General features: G+C 54.7%; 17 protein-coding genes and 1 pseudogene. 7 read left to right on the forward strand and 11 right to left on the reverse strand.

Features of this window, described 5'->3' with window-relative positions:
- Window positions 1–8: 8 nt before the first annotated feature.
- Entirely contained in the window at window positions 9–539 is a 531-nt protein-coding gene (gene rppH / locus A4308_RS02745) for an RNA pyrophosphohydrolase (protein ID WP_013098553.1), read from the reverse strand.
- Window positions 540–1,002: 463 nt separating this feature from the next.
- On the opposite strand from rppH, the pseudogene A4308_RS22695 reads away from it, so the two are divergent.
- From A4308_RS22695 to A4308_RS02760, 4 genes and pseudogenes are all read left to right on the forward strand, one after another.
- Window positions 1,003–1,068: pseudogene (locus A4308_RS22695) on the forward strand (hypothetical protein); the annotation flags it as partial.
- Window positions 1,069–1,222: 154 nt separating this feature from the next.
- On the forward strand, window positions 1,223–1,915 hold the full coding sequence (mutH, locus tag A4308_RS02750; RefSeq protein WP_014885084.1) for a DNA mismatch repair endonuclease MutH: 693 nt from the start codon (window positions 1,223–1,225) through the stop codon (window positions 1,913–1,915).
- A 128-nt stretch (window positions 1,916–2,043) separates the two neighbouring features.
- Entirely contained in the window at window positions 2,044–2,262 is a 219-nt protein-coding gene (locus A4308_RS02755; protein WP_014885085.1) for a YgdI/YgdR family lipoprotein, read from the forward strand.
- Between the two features lie 131 nt (window positions 2,263–2,393).
- Entirely contained in the window at window positions 2,394–3,434 is a 1,041-nt protein-coding gene (locus A4308_RS02760) for an NADP(H)-dependent aldo-keto reductase (protein WP_045281956.1), read from the forward strand.
- A 92-nt stretch (window positions 3,435–3,526) separates the two neighbouring features.
- On the opposite strand, the gene lplT is transcribed toward A4308_RS02760, so the two are convergent.
- Both lplT and aas read right to left on the reverse strand, forming a co-directional pair.
- Window positions 3,527–4,720, reverse strand: a complete 1,194-nt coding sequence (gene lplT / locus A4308_RS02765) for a lysophospholipid transporter LplT (protein WP_023331222.1) — start codon at window positions 4,718–4,720, stop codon at window positions 3,527–3,529.
- Window positions 4,713–6,872, reverse strand: coding sequence for a bifunctional acyl-ACP--phospholipid O-acyltransferase/long-chain-fatty-acid--ACP ligase (gene aas, locus A4308_RS02770; RefSeq protein ID WP_023331223.1), 2,160 nt, complete (start codon window positions 6,870–6,872; stop codon window positions 4,713–4,715). The genes lplT and aas overlap by 8 nt, the downstream gene beginning before the upstream one ends.
- Window positions 6,873–7,495: 623 nt before the next feature.
- Between aas and galR the strand changes: the two genes are divergently transcribed.
- Entirely contained in the window at window positions 7,496–8,512 is a 1,017-nt protein-coding gene (gene galR / locus A4308_RS02775) for an HTH-type transcriptional regulator GalR (RefSeq protein ID WP_014885089.1), read from the forward strand.
- Here galR and A4308_RS02780 read toward each other — a convergent pair.
- Window positions 8,473–8,958 (reverse strand): GNAT family N-acetyltransferase, encoded by a 486-nt coding sequence (locus A4308_RS02780; RefSeq protein WP_014885090.1) that lies wholly within the window; start codon window positions 8,956–8,958, stop codon window positions 8,473–8,475. The two genes, galR and A4308_RS02780, sit on opposite strands and share 40 nt — an antisense overlap.
- A gap of 221 nt (window positions 8,959–9,179) precedes the next feature.
- Between A4308_RS02780 and A4308_RS02785 the strand changes: the two genes are divergently transcribed.
- Window positions 9,180–10,217 (forward strand): LacI family DNA-binding transcriptional regulator, encoded by a 1,038-nt coding sequence (locus tag A4308_RS02785; protein WP_014885091.1) that lies wholly within the window; start codon window positions 9,180–9,182, stop codon window positions 10,215–10,217.
- On the opposite strand, the gene lysA is transcribed toward A4308_RS02785, so the two are convergent.
- Entirely contained in the window at window positions 10,187–11,449 is a 1,263-nt protein-coding gene (gene lysA, locus A4308_RS02790; protein WP_014885092.1) for a diaminopimelate decarboxylase, read from the reverse strand. The two genes, A4308_RS02785 and lysA, sit on opposite strands and share 31 nt — an antisense overlap.
- A 122-nt stretch (window positions 11,450–11,571) precedes the next feature.
- Between lysA and A4308_RS02795 the strand changes: the two genes are divergently transcribed.
- On the forward strand, window positions 11,572–12,498 hold the full coding sequence (locus tag A4308_RS02795; protein ID WP_023331224.1) for a LysR family transcriptional regulator: 927 nt from the start codon (window positions 11,572–11,574) through the stop codon (window positions 12,496–12,498).
- Here A4308_RS02795 and A4308_RS02800 read toward each other — a convergent pair.
- The 6 genes from A4308_RS02800 to A4308_RS02825 all read right to left on the reverse strand — a co-directional run bounded on the left by A4308_RS02800 (window position 12,493) and on the right by A4308_RS02825 (window position 19,450).
- Window positions 12,493–13,185 (reverse strand): aspartate/glutamate racemase, encoded by a 693-nt coding sequence (locus A4308_RS02800; RefSeq protein WP_023331225.1) that lies wholly within the window; start codon window positions 13,183–13,185, stop codon window positions 12,493–12,495. The genes A4308_RS02795 and A4308_RS02800 overlap by 6 nt on opposite strands.
- Before the next feature lie 88 nt (window positions 13,186–13,273).
- On the reverse strand, window positions 13,274–14,398 hold the full coding sequence (wzz(fepE), locus tag A4308_RS02805; RefSeq protein ID WP_023331226.1) for an LPS O-antigen length regulator Wzz(fepE): 1,125 nt from the start codon (window positions 14,396–14,398) through the stop codon (window positions 13,274–13,276).
- A 249-nt stretch (window positions 14,399–14,647) separates the two neighbouring features.
- Window positions 14,648–16,063 carry an arabinose-proton symporter AraE gene (gene araE / locus A4308_RS02810; protein WP_045281957.1) on the reverse strand — a complete coding sequence of 472 codons (1,416 nt, stop codon included), beginning with the start codon at window positions 16,061–16,063 and terminating at the stop codon, window positions 14,648–14,650.
- Window positions 16,064–16,375: 312 nt separating this feature from the next.
- Window positions 16,376–17,137 (reverse strand): 2-dehydro-3-deoxy-D-gluconate 5-dehydrogenase KduD, encoded by a 762-nt coding sequence (gene kduD, locus A4308_RS02815; RefSeq protein ID WP_014885097.1) that lies wholly within the window; start codon window positions 17,135–17,137, stop codon window positions 16,376–16,378.
- Between the two features lie 62 nt (window positions 17,138–17,199).
- The gene (gene kduI / locus A4308_RS02820) at window positions 17,200–18,036 is read right to left on the reverse strand and encodes a 5-dehydro-4-deoxy-D-glucuronate isomerase (protein WP_014885098.1); all 837 of its coding nucleotides are present in this window, start codon (window positions 18,034–18,036) and stop codon (window positions 17,200–17,202) included.
- A 235-nt stretch (window positions 18,037–18,271) separates the two neighbouring features.
- The gene (locus tag A4308_RS02825) at window positions 18,272–19,450 is read right to left on the reverse strand and encodes an acetyl-CoA C-acetyltransferase (protein WP_014885099.1); all 1,179 of its coding nucleotides are present in this window, start codon (window positions 19,448–19,450) and stop codon (window positions 18,272–18,274) included.
- Window positions 19,451–19,460: the final 10 nt, after the last annotated feature.

Consider the following 19,460-nt stretch of genomic DNA (forward strand, 5'->3'; position numbering starts at 1 on the left):
TGCGTAGCTTAACCTCTTTTACGTCGCCAGGCAGGTGCGCTTTGCGGCTTAGGCGGGATCTCCTGAAGCTGCATAACCACACTTGCAAACTCTTTCATCACCCTACGGTAAACATCGCGTTTAAATGACACGACCTGACGAACAGGATACCAATAGCTTACCCAGCGCCAGCCATCGAACTCCGGCGTACTGCTGGTTTGCATATTGATGTCTGAATCGTTGCCCACCAACTGCAGAAGAAACCACTTCTGTTTCTGGCCGATACAAACCGGCTTTGTGTCCCAACGCACCAAACGTTTCGGTAACTTGTAACGCAACCAGTTGCGGGTCGAGGCCAGGATGCGAACATCTTTACGGCTTAAACCGACCTCTTCAAAAAGCTCCCGGTACATCGCTTGTTCTGGGGACTCTCCCGGATTAATCCCACCTTGCGGGAACTGCCAGGAGTGCTGACCATATCGCCTTGCCCACATGACCTGGCCCTGACGATTACAAATTACTATTCCTACGTTCGGGCGGTAGCCATCGTCATCAATCACCGGACTACCCCAATCTAAACCTTATATATGAATGATTGTTTCACACTACAGGGAGGCGGTAAACCACTCTCTTACAGGCCTGCAACCTAATAACATTTGAATAACTCACAAATAAGGGCAGAGTTATAAACAGAAGTGCAGCTGCGAAGGGAATTTTATTCACCTTTTCTGTGGATATAGTTGTGAAGAAGTGTCTGATTACCCATGAACAACCTGAATCACCGTCAGGCTCCCTTTTTTAATGAAATTATATAAGATTATTATTTTCATATAGTTAAGCATGAAACCATCAACAAAAAAGAGAATAGCGTGACGATCATCACATCAGGGATCATCGTGCTGATGAAAGATCGAACAGCGTCGGTTTTATCCACAGATTGTGCCAATAAGTTAAACACAATTTGTCTGAAATTTGGATTTTCGTCGCACGTCAAGGCTGTAAATTGAAACAGTAGTCAGGGTTATGCCCAGTTATCCCACTTTTCTGTGGATAACATGGTGTAAGATCCTGTTTATTGTCAGTGACAAGATTTGAACAACCCATTTTACGTTTCAGATCTGGTGCTAAATTTTCGATAAAAAAACCTATAAATCATAGACATGGAATATTGGTACAGAAAAAGTTAAACTCTATCCACAAGGGACAAATTCTTCGTTTATTTTTTAATCAAAAGGTTACCTTCATGCATCCGCTTACCCCCTTGCTCACACCGCCGTCAAGCGAGCGTCAGTTGCTGCAGCAGGCTCAGCGTCTGGCGGGTTTCTCGCTGGGCGAACTGGCGGCGATGGCAGGGCTTCCGATCCCGAAGGATCTGAAACGAGATAAAGGCTGGATCGGCATGCTGCTGGAACTGTGGCTGGGTGCCAGCGCCGGGAGCAAACCAGAGCAAGATTTTGCCGCCCTTGGCGTAGAGTTAAAAACCATTCCCATCGACAGCCAGGGCAAGCCTCTGGAGACCACGTTTGTCTGCGTTGCGCCTTTGACCGGTAATACCGGCGTGACGTGGGAGACCAGCCACGTGCGCCATAAGCTGAAGCGCGTGCTGTGGGTTCCGGTTGAAGGTGAACGTCAGATCCCACTGGCTGAGCGTCGCGTTGGCGCGCCGCTGCTCTGGAGCCCGGATGAAGAGGAAGAGCATCAGCTGCGTCTGGACTGGGAAGAGCTGATGGACATGATCGTGCTCGGGCAGGTGGAGCGCATCACCGCCCGACACGGAGAAGTGTTACAGCTGCGCCCAAAGGCGGCTAACAGCAAAGCGCTGACCGAGGCGATCGGCGCAATGGGCGAGCCGATACTGACGTTGCCGCGCGGTTTTTATCTCAAAAAGAATTTCACCGGCGCACTGCTTGCTCGTCATTTCTTACTAAAAACATAGTTTTTTACTTATTTTGCGAGCTAACAAACATAATCGCCTGGTTTTTAAGATTTTACTGCTTCTCCCTGTTTTCATAACGGGTTAATACTACACTATGATTTGATACGAGCCAGATGAGGACGATAACGATGAAAAAATGGGCGGTGTTAATTTCAGCAGTCGGGTTGGCGTTTGCTGTATCGGGCTGTAGCAGCGATTACGTTATGGCGACAAAAGATGGCCGGATGATCCTGACCGACGGCAAACCCGAAGTCGACGACGATACCGGTCTGGTCAGCTACCACGACCAGGCAGGCAATAAAATGCAGATCAATCGCGACGAAGTTTCGCAAATTATTGAGCGATAACAGTCAGAGGTCAGTAGCGTACTGGCCTTTTTGATTTTTTTCTTCCCCTTTTGCTTCCCCTCTGCCATGTTTATATTCCTTTGTCGGGAGGTTCCTGACGCGGTCTACATGTCTATTGAAGGAAGCCGGCTATGCATTATCACCGTATCCCCCACAGCGCTCTGGAGATAAGTCAACTGGGGTTGGGCACGATGACATTTGGTGAACAAAACAGCGAAGCCGATGCCCATGCACAACTCGATTATGCCGTCAGCCAGGGCATTAACCTGATTGATGTCGCAGAGATGTACCCTGTGCCGCCACGCCCTGAAACCCAGGGACTTACCGAAACCTACGTCGGTAACTGGCTGGCAAAACGCGGCAACCGTGAAAAGCTGGTTATCGCCTCGAAAGTCAGCGGCCCCTCGCGCAATAACGATGCCGGGATCCGCCCAAACCAAATCCTCGATCGCAAAAATATCCGCACCGCGCTGGATGCCAGCCTGAAGCGCCTGCAAACCGACTATCTTGATCTGTACCAGGTCCACTGGCCACAGCGTCCAACCAACTGTTTCGGTAAGCTTGGCTACAGCTGGAATGAGAGCGCTCCCGCCGTTACGCTGCTGGAAACGCTGGAAGCGCTGACCGAATGCCAGCGCGCGGGGAAAATCCGCTACATTGGCGTGTCTAACGAAACGGCCTTTGGCGTGATGCGCTATCTGCACCTGGCGGATAAACACGATCTGCCGCGCATCGTCACCATTCAAAACCCCTACAGCATGCTTAACCGCAGCTACGAAGTTGGCCTGGCGGAAGTGACACAATATGAAGAGGTGGAACTGCTCGCCTATTCCTGCCTCGGTTTTGGCACGCTGACGGGGAAATACCTGAACGGCGCAAAACCGGCTGGGGCGCGTAATACCCTCTTTAGCCGCTTTACCCGCTACAGCGGCGAGCAGACACAGAAAGCCGTTGCGGCCTATGTGGATATCGCAAAGCGTCACGGTCTTGACCCCGCACAGATGGCGCTGGCCTTCGTGCGCCGTCAGCCGTTTGTGGCCAGTACTCTGCTGGGGGCTACCTCTCTGGAACAGCTGAAAACCAATATTGAGAGTTTCCATCTGGACCTGAGTGAAGAGGTATTAGCGGAGATTGAAGCGGTGCATCAGGTTTATACGTATCCTGCACCGTAATAAATGCAAAACGGCAACGCACGTTGCCGTTTTTAGTGTTCGCACCCTCTCCCGTGGGAGAGGGCCGGGGTGAGGGCATCAGACCGCATAAATCAACGGCGACGCTGCCAAAGCCATAATGCGGCAATCGCCAGCGCAAACAGCGCACCAAACCCGACGCCAATTCCCACCACTGGCACACCGACTTTCACCGCCAGCGAGTAGAGCCCCAGCATTAACAGCATCGCCAGGTTTTCACCCAGATTTTGCACCGCAATGGCATTTCCCGCCCCAACAGTCTGCTTGCCGCGCTCCTGCAGTAACGCGTTGAGCGGTACCACGAAGAAACCACCCAGAATACCAATCAGGATCAGTAGAGCATAAGCAGGCAATAACGCATGCTGTAGCGAGAAAAGGAGCACCGCGACGCCAATGAGGATCCCCGCAGGCATGCAGCGTGCCACCGTTTCGAGCGTCACCAGCTTCGCCGCCGCGCCCGCGCCAACAACAATGCCGATCGCCACCATCGCGTTAAGATAGGTCGGCGTCGCATTGTCGGTAATGCCCAGCGCCACCGGCACCCACAGCACCAGCAGGAAGCGCAGCGTGACGCCTGCGCCCCAGAACATACTAGTGCCCATCAGAGAGAAACGTGTTTCACCGTTACGCCAGAGCACGCGGCAGGCATTAAAGAAACTGCCGGTCATCGGTTTGAAGCGCCAGGATTGTCCCGGACGGGCTACCGGCAGCTTTGGAATGAACAGGTTAGCCACGACCGCACCGCCATACACCACCGCACAAACGCCCAGCGCCGCCAGGACATGCCAGTCGGCCAGTACACCGCCCGCGACGGAGCCGAGCAGGATAGCGGCGATAGTAGACGACTCCATCAGGCCGTTGGCTTTCACCAGCTTATCACCCGTGGTCAGCTCTCCGAGGATGCCATATTTCGCCGGTGAGTAGGCGGCAGCACCAATGCCCACCAGCGTGTAGCCAATAAACGGATTGAAACCAAAGCAAATGCTGGCAGCCCCCAGCAGCTTCAGACCGTTAGCAAACATCATCACCCGGCCTTTCGGGAAACTGTCCGCCACCTGCCCCACAAACGGCGCGAAGATAATGTAAGCGCCCACAAACACCATCTGCAGGATCGGCTGGCTCCAGTCAGGGTAAAACTCGGCCTTCAGCAGCGCCAGGGTGGCAAACAACAGCGCGTTATCGCCGAACGCAGAGAGAAACTGCGCAGCAATCACTGCCATCATGCCTTTTGACCTAAGCGATGTGTTAGTGTGCACTGACTCACGCATTTTGCTGTTCCGCCTCTTCAACCATGCCTTTCAGGGTCACAAAGTCAGGCTTACCGCTACCCAATACCGGAAGGTGTTTCAGGTAACGAATATCGCGCGGTACCGCCAGCTCGGGAATGCCATGCTCACGCGCATGGCTAAGTAACCTGTCGCGCTTCAGCTCACTGTCGGTGGTAAACAGGACCAGCGCCTCGCCTTTGCTGGCATCACTCTTCACCACCGTCGCGTGCATCTTATCCGCGGACACCGCCGTCGCCAGCTGTTCAACCATCTCCAGAGAGACCATTTCACCGGCGATTTTGGCGAAGCGTTTTGCACGCCCCTGAATCTGCACAAAGCCCTGCTCGTCGAAGCGAACGATATCACCGGTGTCGTACCAGCCGGTTTCAACCTCACCGTTCACGTTTTCCGCCGTTGGCGCTTCCAGCACGCCCGGGTTTTCCACGCGCAGGTAACCATTCATCACGTTTGGTCCTTTCAGCTGCAGGCGGCCACCGTCCTCAATGCCCGGTACCGCCAGCAGACGCGCATCCATTCCCGGCAGAATTCGGCCAACCGTACCCGGCTTCGCCGCCATCGGCACGTTGATGGAGACGACGGGTGCGCACTCCGTAACGCCATAGCCTTCAAGAATGCGCAGGCCAAACTTGTCCTGCCAGATCTGACGCGTGCTCTCCTGCAGTTTTTCCGCCCCCGCCACCACATAACGCACACGATAGAAATCATATGGATTAGCGAAACGCGCATAGTTACCCAGGAAGGTTGAGGTCCCAAACAGGACGGTGCAGTTACGGTCATACACCAGCTCCGGCACAATGCGGTAATGCAGCGGGCTGGGATAGAGGAACACTTCTGCGCCGGTCAGCAGCGGCGTAAACAGCCCCACCGTCAGACCAAAGGAGTGGAACAGCGGCAGCGCAGACATAAAACGGTCACTGGCGGTAAAGTCAGCAATGCTTTTGATCTGTTCAACGTTCGCGAGAATACTCTTGTGGCTGTGGACGACGCCTTTCGGGTTGCCTTCCGAACCGGAGGTAAAGAGGATAATCGCGTCATCTTCCGGCTGCTGTTTAACCTGTGCCAGATGGGGCATCAGCAGGTGAGCGAAAATCCACAGCTTGTCGCCCGTCGTCACGTCCGCCTTCAGATCTTCCAGGAAGACCCAGCGAACCTGAGTCAGCTGCTCCGGCAGATGCCACAGCTTGCCTTTATCCAGGAACTGGCGAGAGGTAAAAACGGTGTTGATTTGGGCCGCAGTGATGGCACTGGTCAGCCCTTTTACACCCGCCGTGTAGTTCATCATTGCCGGAATACGGCCGCGGGACACCGCACCAAAAATCACCGCTGCGCTGATGCCCGCGTTAGGCAGCATCAGGCCAATCTTTTCACCCTTCTTACTGTATTTTTCAAGAATGCGGCCCACAAACAGGGTCTTGGTCAGCAGTTTGCGATATGTGTCAGGCGTGAAATTGATGTCTTCAATACAGTTTTTCCTGGCACCATAGCGATACTGTGCCGAAAGCAGAGATTCATACAGCGTTTCGCGCGGACGAACGGCCATTCGCGCTTCCATCATAATCTGGTGCAGCATTTCTCCGGCAATTTTACGGCGATCGCGGGCACGCGGTGCATCGGGCATCGGTAACGACGTTGGCGGCAGAATATGCAGGGTAATTTTTGGGAACAGACGCTGCTTCACCAGCCCTTTCAGGCGGCTGAAGTGGCTCAGCTCTGCGCCTTCGATACGCAGTGGCACCACGGTCGCTTTTGACTTCGCCGCGACAAATCCCGCGCCGTCATAGATTTTCATTAGCGAGCCGGTCACTGAAATGCGCCCTTCCGGGAAAATGACCACCGGACGCCCCTGCTCAACCAGACGTACCAGATGTTTAATCATCATCGGTTTGGTGGGGTCGAGCGGCACGAAGTCAATCAGCGGCGTGAGCCAGCGCATATACCACTGCTGGCTGATGGAGGTATACACCGCAAACACCGGACGCACGGGCAAAAACAGCGCCAGCAGGATGCCATCGATAAAGGAAACATGATTTGGTGTGATGAGAACGCGTTCGCCGCGAAGCGCCTGGGCATCGCCAGTGACGCGGATGCGAAAAAGAATACGGAAAAGTGTACGGAAGAACCCAAATAGCATCTCAACTCCCTTTGCCAGACAGTGTGGAGGGTTGACAGTAAATGGTGGCAGATTACACGAGAAGTGGTATGGGAGCGACAGCAAAAGTGGGGGCAAAAAAAAACCTGCGCATCCGCGCAGGTTGGTGCAAGAGATGAGTACGAAAACGTACTAAGAATTCTCACCAATCAATACCTCTGGGATCTTGATTGTGGCCGTTGCCCCTGCGCTTCGCCAGCAGGAAAACGCAAGGGAATGAGCCGAAGTGCAACCAGGTGTGAATATTCTCTTTTGCTGTTACAGGTTGAACTATCAGGCAAAAAAAAACCTGCGTAAAAACGCAGGCTGGTGTAAGTCGTGTTAATCAACCGGAGTTGATTCCACCTATCAATACCTCTGGGATCTCGACTCTATCAACCTCTTTAACGTCATCGCCACCGGACAATCGCAACAGCCTGAGGCAAAGTGTAACCAAAGGTTCAGATTCACCGTCTTCAGACATGACTGCGCGTGTAACGATTACACGATCAGGGGTGTTCTGCGTCACGTTTGTAGTGAGGGTAATCGGTGCCCCTTGAATGCACGCCACTTTTCCGCAACACTATTTGGTGTGTAAACGCTTACCCCTAATAAGAAGGTTATAAATGGCGACAATAAAGGATGTGGCTCGTCTGGCCGGTGTTTCGGTTGCCACCGTCTCCCGCGTGATTAATGATTCCCCCAAAGCCAGCGACGCATCACGCCAGGCGGTACAAAGCGCCATGGAAACCCTGAACTACCACCCCAACGCCAATGCTCGCGCGCTCGCCCAGCAGTCCACTGAAACCATTGGTCTGGTGGTGGGTGATGTATCCGACCCCTTTTTCGGCGCCATGGTGAAGGCGGTTGAACAGGTCTCTTATCAGACGGGTAACTTTTTACTGATCGGCAATGGCTATCATAATGAGCAAAAAGAGCGCCAGGCGATCGAACAGTTGATCCGCCACCGCTGCGCAGCTCTGGTGGTTCACGCCAAAATGATCCCGGATGCCGAACTGATTCACCTGATGAAGCAGATGCCCGGCATGGTCATCATCAACCGCATTATTCCTGGATTTGAAAAACGCTGCGTGGCTCTCGACGACCGCTACGGCGCCTGGCTTGCGACCCGTCATCTGATTCAACAGGGACATACGCGGATTGGCTATCTCTGTTCCAACCACCCTATTTCTGACGCAGAAGATCGTCTTCAGGGCTACTACGATGCCCTGCGCGAAAACGGTCTACCCTGTAATGACCGTCTGGTGGCCTATGGTGAACCGGATGAGAGCGGTGGCGAACAGGCTATGACGGAACTGCTGGGCCGCGGACGGAACTTCACGGCAGTGGCAAGCTATAACGACTCGATGGCCGCTGGCGCAATGGGGGTATTGAATGATAACGGAATTGAGGTCCCGGCAGAAATCTCGCTGATTGGCTTTGATGATGTGCTGGTCTCTCGCTATGTGCGCCCGCGCCTGACCACCGTGCGTTACCCTATCATCACGATGGCCACACAGGCTGCCGAGCTGGCGTTAGCGCTGGCCGAGCAACGCCAGCCACCGGAAATTACCCATCTCTTCAGCCCAACCTTAGTGCGCCGTCACTCCGTTGCGTCGCCTGCTGAAGCGCAAAGCGAATAACGGTACAGATGTACCGTTTTATCGGGATACTCCAGCCCATCGCCAATGTACTGCCAGCCGTAACGTTCATAGAAGTCACGGCAGGCAGACCAGAGATGGAGTTCGTCGTATCCGGCCTGTGCGGCAAAGGCGATAACGTGTTGCTGTAACTTACCTGCCAGTCCCTTACCGCGCGCCGCCTCATCAACGTAGAGCGCCGCCAGCCACGGACAGAGATCCTGTCGGGTAATCAAATCGCAGCGCCAGAGGCCCACCGTGCCGAGAAGCTGTTGGTCTTCTAAAGCGATAAACGTCAACGGCAGTGCCCCCGGCGCCTGGCTGTGCTCAACGATGCTGTGGAAAAATGCCCGTGGGAGCCCCTCGCCAAACGCCTGCCATATCCAGTCGGTAACCTGCTCCGCATACTGCGGGGCTTCATAAAGCGGGAGGATGACACTCTTTTTCACGTTTCACCTGGGTGTTCTTATTAATGGGCTAGCCTGACGCCTCCAGCCCGGTTTGTCGATTATTTTACCAGAGTCAGACTATTACGTTTTACTTCTGAGGGGCCAGGCGAATCGTTACCAAAAAGCGTGATCGTGGCAGAAGTTTTGCCCTTCCCGCATCGCTTATACGCCGTCAGGTCTGTGTTAAACTGCAGGGCATTACGTGGAAGCAGGAATGTAGAATGGCAACAATGCTGGATGTCTCACTGCGTGCGGGCGTGTCGAAGGCTACCGTCTCGCGCGTGCTGAACGGCACGGGTCAGGTTAAAGAGAGTACGCGTCAGCAGGTCTTTGCTGCGATGGAAGAGCTGGGCTACCGCCCCAACTTTCTCGCGCGCTCACTGGCTAACCAGACCAGCAACAGCATTGGTCTGGTCGTCTCCACCTTCGACGGCTTTTATTTTGGGCGCCTTCTGCAGCAGGCGTCGCGGCAGACCGAAACCCACGGCAAACAGTTGATCGTCACCGACGGTCACGACGCGCCGGAACAGGAAGAACAGGCAGTGCAAATGCTGGCCGATCGTCAGTGTGATGCCATTGTGCTTTACACGCGCTATATGAGCGAAAAGGCGATCATCAAACTGATGAATACCGTGCAAACGCCGCTGGTGGTCATCAACCGTGAAGTCAGTCAGGCTCCGGATCGCTGCGTGTTCTTCGAACAGCAGGATGCCGCATTTAAGGCGGTGGATTACCTGATCAATCAGGGCCATCGGGAGATCGCCTGTATTACCGTCCCTATCCACACGCCCACGGGTAAAGCGCGGCTGATGGGCTATCGCAAAGCGCTGGAAAAGCACGGTATTCGCCTGGACGAGCGTCGAATTAAGTACGGTGATGCCGGAATGACGAGAGGCTATGAGCTGTGCAAGGAGCTGATTGCCGACGGCGTGCCGTTTAGCGCCCTGTTTGCCTGTAACGATGATATGGCACTGGGTGCGTCCAAAGCGTTGCACCAGGCAGGACTCAAGATCCCGCAGGATATCTCCCTGTTCGGTTTTGACGATGCCCCAAGCGCGAAGTGGCTGGAGCCTGCGCTTTCATCGGTTTATCTGCCAATAGATAACATGATTATTACGGCCATCGATCAGGCGATCCGGCTGGCAAAAAACCAGCCGGTCGATGCGATCCCGCCGTTTACCGGCACGCTGGTATTACGCGATTCGGTCACTACCGGGCCGTACTTTACTCAGATGAGTTCTAAAGCCAGCAGTTCCTGAATGGTCTGACGACGACGGATCAACTGCGCTTTGCCGTTATCAAACAGTACTTCCGGCAGCAGCGGGCGGCTGTTGTAGTTCGAGGACATCGACGCCCCGTACGCCCCGGTGTCGTGCAGCACCAGGTAATCGCCCGGCTTCACCTCTGGCAGCGCGCGGGTTTCCACTTTTCCACCTTCCTGCTGAGTGAAGACGTCCCCCGATTCACACAGCGGGCCTGCGACAACCGTCTCGCGGCGCGGCGCATGCGTTAAATCGCGGCCATCAGCGGCCAGCGCGGTAATGTGATGATAGCTGCCGTACATCGATGGACGCATCAGGTCGTTAAAGCCCGCGTCAATCAATACGAAGTGGCGGGAGCCCATCTCTTTGACGCTGCGTACCTGCGCCACCAGCACACCGGCTTCGGCCACCAGGAAACGACCCGGCTCAATTTCCAGCTTCACGGCATGACCGAGATGGGCGGCGATTTGGTCACGCGCGGCGCTCCACAGGCCGTAATAGTGATCGGTGTCGATCGCCTCCTCTCCTTCGCGGTAAGGAATGGAAAGCCCGCCCCCGGCGGAGATCGCCTCAAGATCCTGGCCAAAATCGACAACCTGGCGCACCATCGCTCCGCAAACCTGCTCCAGATGGCCGTAATCCACGCCAGAGCCAATGTGCATGTGAATACCCACCAGCTTCAGGTTGTAACGCTGCAACACGTCAAGCGCGGCTGGCATGTCGGCATACCAGATGCCGTGCTTGCTGTTTTCGCCGCCGGTGTTCGTTTTTTGGCTATGACCGTGACCGAAACCCGGATTCACACGCAGCCAGACGCGATGACCTGGTGAAACCTGACCCAGCTGCTCCAGCATATCCACCGAACCGGCATTTACCGGCACCTGCAGTTCATGCACGCGCGCCAGCGTGGCGTCGTCAATCAGATCCGCAGTAAAGACAATCGCGTCTGGATCGGTTTTCGGATCAAATCCGGCCGCCAGCGCACGTTCGATTTCACCCAGCGAGACAGAGTCAACCTTGACCCCCTGCTCACGCATCAGGCGCAGGATGTGAATATTGGAGCAGGCCTTCTGGGCAAAACGCACCACGTCAAACTGATGCAGGGCCGCGATCTTCTCGCGAACGATCTGCGCGTCGTAGACCCATACCGGGCAACCAAACTCGGCGGGCAGGCGCAGCAGATTTTCGGCATTTAAATCGGTATCAGTTTGATTGAGCGGGCGTGGCATGGTCTTCTCCGGATAAATTCATTTTTCATGATTACGCCACAGCGGAAGGAGAATAAAAAATATCGTTTTATCGTGAGTCTATGCAAAAATGATATGGACAGTTCTCTGCTTTCAGGTGCCCTATGCCCGCTGTGAATTTACGCCATATAGAGATTTTTCACGCTGTGATGACCACCGGCAATCTCACCGAAGCCGCGCAGATGCTGCATACGTCGCAGCCGACGGTCAGCCGCGAGCTGGCGCGCTTCGAAAAGGTACTGGAACTGAAACTGTTCGAGCGCACCCGGGGCAGACTTCACCCGACGGTGCAGGGGTTGCGCCTGTTTGAGGAAGTCCAGCGCTCCTGGTACGGGCTGGACAGAATTGTCAGTGCGGCGGAAAGTCTGCGCGAGTTTCGTCAGGGCGAGCTGTCGATTGTCTGTCTTCCGGTTTTCTCTCAGTCTTTTTTACCGACCCTGCTTCAGCCTTTTCTGGCCCGCTATCCGGAGGTCAATCTCACCATCGTGCCGCAGGAGTCCCCCCTGCTTGAAGAGTGGCTTTCAGCACAGCGTCATGATTTGGGCCTGACCGAAACGCTCTCCACGCCTGCGGGAACGGCACGCACGGAGTTACTTTCTTTAGATGAAGTGTGCGTTTTGCCCGCCGGGCACCGGCTCGCCGGTAAGACAGTGATTGCACCAGAGGATTTCCACGGGGAGAACTACATTAGCCTGTCGCAAACCGACAGCTACCGGCAGCTGCTGGATACGCTTTTTGCTGAGCATCAGGTGAAACGGCGGATGGTAGTGGAAACGCACAGCGCGGCGTCAATATGTGCAATGGTGCGGGCGGGCGTCGGCGTCGCGGTCGTTAACCCGCTCACGGCGCTGGATTACGCCGGGAGCGATATCGTGATTCGCCCGTTTAGCCTATCCGTTCCGTTCACCGTGAGCCTGATCCGCCCGCTACACCGTCCGGCCTCCGCGCTGGTGGACGCATTCACCGAACACTTAATGGAGCACGCCCGCCAGGTGGCGCTTCGCTTACCTGAACGGCAAAACCCATTATGAGAGCATAAACTCCACGGCATCGGCAGCGTGAATGGCGGCGGTATCAAAGACCGGGACCGGGCTTCGCTCTGCAGGCACCAGCAGGCCGATCTCCGTGCAGCCGAAGATCACCCCTTCAGCCCCCTGCTGCGCCAGCTTTTCAATCACGCTGACGTAATACGCCCGGGAAGGCTCGCTGAAGGTACCCAGGCACAGTTCTTCGAAGATAATCTGATTGAGGCGTGCCCGGTCTTTCTCATCCGGTATCAGGCTTTCGATGCCGAACTCGCTGTGCACACGCCCGCGATAGAAATCCTGCTCCATGGTGTAGCGCGTGCCGAGCAATGCCACGCGCGACATCCCCGACGAGCGAATCGCACGTCCTGTGGCATCGGCGATGTGCAGGAATGGCAGCGAACAGCGTGCTTCAATGTGCGATGCAACTTTGTGCATCGTATTGGTACACAGCAGAATGCCCTGCGCCCCCGCACGCTCCAGCCCCAGCGCGGCATCCGCCAGTATTTCACCGGCTTTATCCCACTCTCCGCTCGACTGACAGGCTTCAATTTCATGGAAATCAACGCTGTGCAGCAGCAGACTCGCAGAATGCAGTCCGCCCAGACGCTGCTTTACCCCTTCGTTAATCAGGCGGTAATAAGGGATTGTCGATTCCCAGCTCATCCCACCTATCAGGCCGATCGTTTTCATTATCTCTCCTTATCTCTGGTATCTCTTTTAACACAACCGACGCCCATAAAAAAAGGCGCTGTATTCAGCGCCTTTTTAAACCCTGCGTTTATTGTGTCAACGGCTCTGACAGCGGATGACGGGAGAGCATCGCTTCACGCAGCAACACGCTACCGCAGGCAAAGAGCCCGCCCAGGAGTGCCGCCAGAATTACAATCAGAGGTTTGCCCGGACCGTCTTTTTTCACCGGCAAAGACGGAGAAAGCTGATACCTGAAGGGTTCAAGCTTAACGTCTGCAAAGGAGAGATTTTTCAGCTGCGCCAGATAGTATTCCCGGTTCTGGAAGTCCGCGTTCAGCTCCGTCACATCTTTGAGATTTTTTTCAATCTGCAGCTTTTGCGCGATTCCGTCAGCACCGAGCGCAACGGAGTAATCCGGGTCATCTTTTACCGCCTGCCCGCTGCTGTAGACTGGCTTCTTAATGCCCGCAGCATTTGCCACTTCCAGCGAATAATTCAGCCGCTGCAGGTTAGTATTGTGAATATTGGTCAGACGCACACGGTCGAGCTTAAGCTGCTGCTCTACCTCATTCGTCCTGAGGGCGATCTGGTTACGGATATTTTGCACCGTCTCTTTTTCAACAACCGCCGCGATATAATTGATATACCCCTCCAGTACGGTTTGCGCATCACTGGCTTTCGGTGCCGTGAAGCTCAGAGTCCAGGAGACATAAGGCACTTTATCCGCATCTTTTACCTGTGCGTCATTCACCGCTTTCATTCTTTCCGCAATATTGACGACCGCACGGTGCAGTTCAAGCGCGTCAACCTCAACCTCTTCAAGCTGTGACATGACGTAAGGGGAAGAGGTCAAATACTCTTTGAGCAATGACTGCGACTGGAATTTTTTGATAAACAGGTCAAAGATTTCCGAACGTGTCACCTGCGCCTTCACGTCAAGAACCTGCAGCGCAACCATCATCTGGCGCAGCGGGTTCCACTGCGTCTGCTCTGCCGGGGTGATCACCGCTTTACTGGTCCATTTTTGCGGCAACAGAAACGCAATAGCCAGGCCTGCCAGCGCAAAGATAAAGACGATGGTGACGATGCGTTTTTTCGCGGCCAGCAGAACATCTAACAGACCCAGAAGGTCGATCTCTTTTGGAGAGATTGCGGGGGTAGCATATGAAGGAAAATCGAGATCCGTATTTTTTTTGAAATCCATTGCTGACATAGCCGTTCTTCTATTGCGATTGCAGTAAAGTTCTGCCTGGTGAGTTCAGTTTTCAGATAATACTAGGAAATGAGAATAATCTGAACGCAAGAATCGGCTATGTGTGCGCTTGCTATCAAAGTTGGTAGTTATTTACAACATGGCTCTTGTTAAACATCGATCTAGAAAAAAGCCGGGTGGCGCTAGCGCTTACCCGGCGTACATTTTGCCCACGCAGGCCCAGTAAACGTAGGGCCCCCGGTATTCACATTACACGCCGATATTACGCAGTTTTTCCCCGGCCATCAGTTTGCGTTCAATATGTTCCAGCGTCACACCTTTGGTTTCCGGAATCAGCCAGAAGGTCACGCCAATAAACGCCACGTTCAGCACCGTGTAGAGCCAGAAGGTTCCCGCAGCGCCAATGGCATCCAGCAGCGTCAGGAAGGTCGCACCAATGATCATGTTCGACACCCAGTTGGTGGTGGTGGAACAGGTGATCCCAAAGTCACGGCATTTGAGCGGCTGAATTTCGGAGCACAGGATCCACACCACTGGTGCGGCGCTCATCGCGTAACCGGCAATACACATCATGGTCATCCCGACAGAAAGCCAGGAAAGACCGCTTGAGGCCGTGCCGTTATCAAACTGCATCAGGCAGTAGCCTAGGATCAGCGTACCGAGAGCCATCACGCTAAAGCCAATTTTCAGCGCCGGTTTACGCCCGGCTTTATCGACGGTGAATACCGCAATAAAGGTGGCGAACATAAAGGTGAGCCCCACCACCAGCGTGGCAATCATCTGCTGCTCAGTGGTGGTAAAACCGGCCATTTTGAAGATGCGTGGCGCGTAGTACATGATGATGTTCATCCCGGTGAACTGCTGCATCGCCTGCAGCAACATGCCGAGGAACACCGCGCGGCGCACGTTGCGGTTGATCTTAAACAGCGCCCAGCCCCCCTGTTTCAGCTTCAGGCTTTCGCGGATTTCGTTCAGCTCTTCACGCGCTTTTTCAGAAGTATCGCGCAGCATCCGCAGCACCTCTTCCGCCTCGACGTGACGCCCTTTTTGCGCCAGCCAGCGCGGGCTATTGGGCAGGAAGATCACTAGTACAATCAGCACCACCGCAGGCAGCGCCAGCACGCCGAGCATGGCGCGCCAGTTGCCGCTGTAGCTGAAGTACGTATCGGACAGGAACGCCAGCACGATGCCCAGCGTCACCATCAGCTGATACATACTGATCATCTTGCCGCGCACATTCTCACTTGCCATCTCAGAGAGATAAAGCGGTGCCGTGTAGGAGGCGATCCCCACTGCCACGCCGAGCAGCACGCGGGAAAGCAGCAGCACCTCTACGTTGGTCGCAAATGCAGAGCCAATCGACCCCGCAACAAACAGGACGGCGCCGGCCATCAGGCTGTATTTACGCCCGAGGCGGAACGAAAGCCAGCCGTTAAACAGCGCACCGATAGCCGCACCAAGCATCATGCTGCTCACCACCCACTCCTGCAGGCGATTACTCAACGTAAAATGATCGGTAATGAACGGCAGCGCCCCGGCGATGACGCCGATATCCAGGCCAAACAGCAAACCTGCTACAGCAGCCGCAATGGAGACAAACTGGTTCATGCGTCGGGTATCGCGCAGCGCAGCGGGCATCAGGGTAGAGTCATTGATAGATGTCATATTTTTCCTGCCTCAACAGCAAAATTTGTTAAGTGAAATTACGAGAAAGCGCGGAAAAGTGTCAGGCTGGAATTCGCGAAGATATGGATGATTTCGCTATGGCATAGCGATCTGTGATGGACATTACAATTTCAACTAATCCTGAATAATCACAATATTTTACTAATCCGTTAATTTTTAAGGAATAAAAGTGTGATAGCGGTCATTTATCATTTTTCGGTATGGATTTTTCGTGTTTATCGATATGGATTTTGACAATTTTTAAGCAAAAAAAACCTCCGCTGAAGCGCAGAGGTTTTGTCAGAAGCGACGTTATCGTGCCAGCCAGCCGCCATCCACCGCAATGGTATAACCATTGATGTAGTCCGAGGCTGAGGAGGCCAGAAACACAACCGGCCCCATCAGGTCACTCGGCAGACCCCAGCGCCCGGCCGGGATACGCTCCAGAATGGCCGCACTGCGTTCTTCGTCCGCCCGCAGCTGCTGGGTGTTATTGGTGGCCATGTAGCCCGGGGCAATCGCGTTGACGTTGATATTGTGCTGCGCCCACTCGTTCGCCAGCAGACGGGTCACGCCCATCACCGCGCTTTTTGACGCCGTATAAGACGGCACGCGGATGCCGCCCTGGAAGGAGAGCATCGAGGCGATGTTAATGATCTTGCCGCCTTTTCCCTGCGCGATGAAGTGCTTTGCCGCCGCCTGAGACATAAAGAATACGCTCTTAATATTCAGGTTCATGACGTCGTCCCAGTCAGTCTCGCTGAAATTAATCGCGTCTTCACGACGGATCAGACCCGCGTTGTTGACCAGAATATCAATATGGCCCCATTCCGCCACCGCGCGCTCAAGCAGTTGCGGAATGCCGTCAATTTTACGCAGGTCGGCGGTCAGGCTAAGAAAACGACGCCCCAGCGCAGTCACGCGCTCAATCGTTTCTGTGGGTTCAACGATATTAATCCCGACGATGTCACAACCCGCTTCCGCCAGACCTAACGCCATCCCCTGACCCAGGCCGGTGTCGCAACCGGAAACCACCGCCACTTTGCCCTGCAGAGAAAATGCATCCAGAATCATGTTAGTTCCTTACTCTTCAGCGCCTGTCACCAACAGGCAGATAGATACTTAACTGCCCGCGACTAGCGCAGATCCTTAACAGCAACGTGGTCCATGTCATCGAAGACCTGGTTTTCGCCGACCATACCCCAGATGAAGGTATAGGCTTTGGTCCCTACGCCAGAGTGAATAGACCAGCTTGGTGAAATCACCGCCTGCTCGTTATGCATGACGATATGGCGCGTCTCCTGCGGCTGCCCCATCATGTGGAACACGCAGGCATCGTCGTCCATGTTGAAGTAGAAGTAGACTTCCATGCGGCGTTCATGGGTATGGCACGGCATGGTATTCCACAGGTTGCCCGGAGCCAGTTCAGTCAGCCCCATGCTGAGCTGGCAGGTTTCCAGCACATCCGGAACGAAATATTTATTGATGGTGCGACGGTTACTGGTGAGGTTATCGCCCAGCGTTACGGGCGCTGCGTCCTCAGGCGTCACTTTTTTGGTCGGATATGAGGTATGCGCAGGGGCGCAGTTGTAGTAAAACTTCGCGGGCTTACCGCCGTCGATGCTGGCAAAGACCACCTCTTTCGCCCCTTTACCGACGTACAGCGCATCGCGGTGACCAATCTCGAAGCACTGGCCGTCCACGGTAATCGTGCCCGGCCCGCCGATATTAATCACCCCCAGCTCACGACGCTCCAGAAAATAGCTCACGCCCAGCTGTTTACCCACTTCCCCGCCCACGGAGACGGTTTTTGCCACCGGCATAATGCCGCCGACAATAATGCGGTCGATATGGCTGTAGACCATGGTGTACTTGTCGGCCTCGAACACCTGCTCAACTAAAAACTCACTGCGCAGCCCCTGCGTGTCCAGCGTTTTGGCGTGCGCACTGTGAATGCTTTGTCTGACGTCCACGGTAACCTCCAGATGTGGTCATGCCCAAAAGAAGAAAATAAACGAAACAACGTTCCGTTTTCATGATGAACACATACTATCGGCATAAAATAGGCTTTTCAATTAAATTCAAAACAACGTTTCATTTTTTATTTTGTTTATAACGAAAATGACACCCGGATCACGGTTAAGAGGTATGGGAATGAAGGGAGGATAAAAAAAACCTCCCGGAGGAGGTTTCATTAATCAGGAAAGATTAGCGTTCGATGGCCAGCGCCACCCCTTGCCCGCCGCCTATACAGAGCGTTGCTATCCCTTTGCGGGCATTGCGTTTTTTCATTTCGTGGACCAGTGAAACCAGTATCCGGCAACCGGACGCCCCGATAGGGTGACCCAGCGCAATGGCTCCACCGTTTACGTTGACCCGCAGCGGATCCCACTCCAGCATTTTGCCGACCGAGATCGCCTGCGCGGCAAACGCTTCGTTCACTTCAATCAGATCCACATCGGAGAGTTGCCACCCTGCGCGATCCAGACAGCGACGGGTAGCGTAGACGGGTGCGATCCCCATCAGTGCCGGATCAACACCCACGCTGGCAAACGCCTTGATACGGGCCAGGACAGGGAGATCCAGCTCCAGGGCTTTGCTTTCACTCATCATCATAACGGCTGCGGCGCCGTCGTTAATGGAAGAGGCATTGCCCGCCGTGACCGAGCCCTGGGTTTCAAACGCAGGATTGAGTCTTGCCAGGCCTTCAGCACTGGCGTCAGTGCGCGGCTGTTCGTCAGTATCCACGACAACCACCTCGCCGTTCTGACGCTGCGTGCTGACCGGGACAATCTCGTCGCGAAAACGACCAGAATCAATCGCAGCACGCGCCTTTTGCTGGGAACTGAGCGCGTAAGCATCCTGCAATTCACGGCTGATACCGTACTCGCGCGCCAGGTTTTCCGCCGTCACGCCCATATGATAGTCATTGAACGCATCCCACAGCCCGTCATGCACCAGGCTGTCGAGCAACTGACTGTTACCTAACTGCGCGCCGGTACGACTGTCGGTGAGAACGTGCGGCGCACGGCTCATATTCTCTTGTCCGCCAGCAATAACCACATCCGCTTCACCGCATTGAATGGCTTGCGTAGCGAGATGAAGCGCTTTGAGTCCTGAACCACAGACGTCGTTGATGGTGATGGCGGATACGGTGTTGGGCAGACCGCCTTTCAGGGCCGCCTGGCGCGCAGGGTTTTGCCCGGCTCCGGCAGTGAGAACCTGCCCCAGGATCACCTCATCAATTTCGTGTGCGGCGACCCCGCTACGTTCCACCAGCGCTTTGACCACCACGCTGCCCAGGTCAACCGCCGAGTGACGCGCGAGCGCTCCCTGAAAACAGCCGATAGCTGTACGCAACGCACCCACTATGACGACATCTTTCATCACGACCTCT

Origin of the sequence: Enterobacter sp. ODB01, from assembly GCF_001623605.1 — a bacterium.
In the GTDB taxonomy this organism is placed as follows: domain Bacteria; phylum Pseudomonadota; class Gammaproteobacteria; order Enterobacterales; family Enterobacteriaceae; genus Enterobacter; species Enterobacter kobei.

Coding starts and splice junctions, on each gene's coding strand:
- mutH (WP_014885084.1), top strand. CDS start 1,223: ATGCATCCGCTTACCCCCTTGCTCACACCGCCGTCAAGCGAGCGTCAG.
- A4308_RS02755 (WP_014885085.1), top strand. CDS start 2,044: ATGAAAAAATGGGCGGTGTTAATTTCAGCAGTCGGGTTGGCGTTTGCT.
- A4308_RS02760 (WP_045281956.1), top strand. CDS start 2,394: ATGCATTATCACCGTATCCCCCACAGCGCTCTGGAGATAAGTCAACTG.
- lplT (WP_023331222.1), bottom strand. CDS start 4,720: ATGCGTGAGTCAGTGCACACTAACACATCGCTTAGGTCAAAAGGCATG.
- aas (WP_023331223.1), bottom strand. CDS start 6,872: ATGCTATTTGGGTTCTTCCGTACACTTTTCCGTATTCTTTTTCGCATC.
- galR (WP_014885089.1), top strand. CDS start 7,496: ATGGCGACAATAAAGGATGTGGCTCGTCTGGCCGGTGTTTCGGTTGCC.
- A4308_RS02785 (WP_014885091.1), top strand. CDS start 9,180: ATGGCAACAATGCTGGATGTCTCACTGCGTGCGGGCGTGTCGAAGGCT.
- lysA (WP_014885092.1), bottom strand. CDS start 11,449: ATGCCACGCCCGCTCAATCAAACTGATACCGATTTAAATGCCGAAAAT.
- A4308_RS02795 (WP_023331224.1), top strand. CDS start 11,572: ATGCCCGCTGTGAATTTACGCCATATAGAGATTTTTCACGCTGTGATG.
- A4308_RS02800 (WP_023331225.1), bottom strand. CDS start 13,185: ATGAAAACGATCGGCCTGATAGGTGGGATGAGCTGGGAATCGACAATC.
- araE (WP_045281957.1), bottom strand. CDS start 16,063: ATGACATCTATCAATGACTCTACCCTGATGCCCGCTGCGCTGCGCGAT.
- kduD (WP_014885097.1), bottom strand. CDS start 17,137: ATGATTCTGGATGCATTTTCTCTGCAGGGCAAAGTGGCGGTGGTTTCC.
- A4308_RS02825 (WP_014885099.1), bottom strand. CDS start 19,450: ATGAAAGATGTCGTCATAGTGGGTGCGTTGCGTACAGCTATCGGCTGT.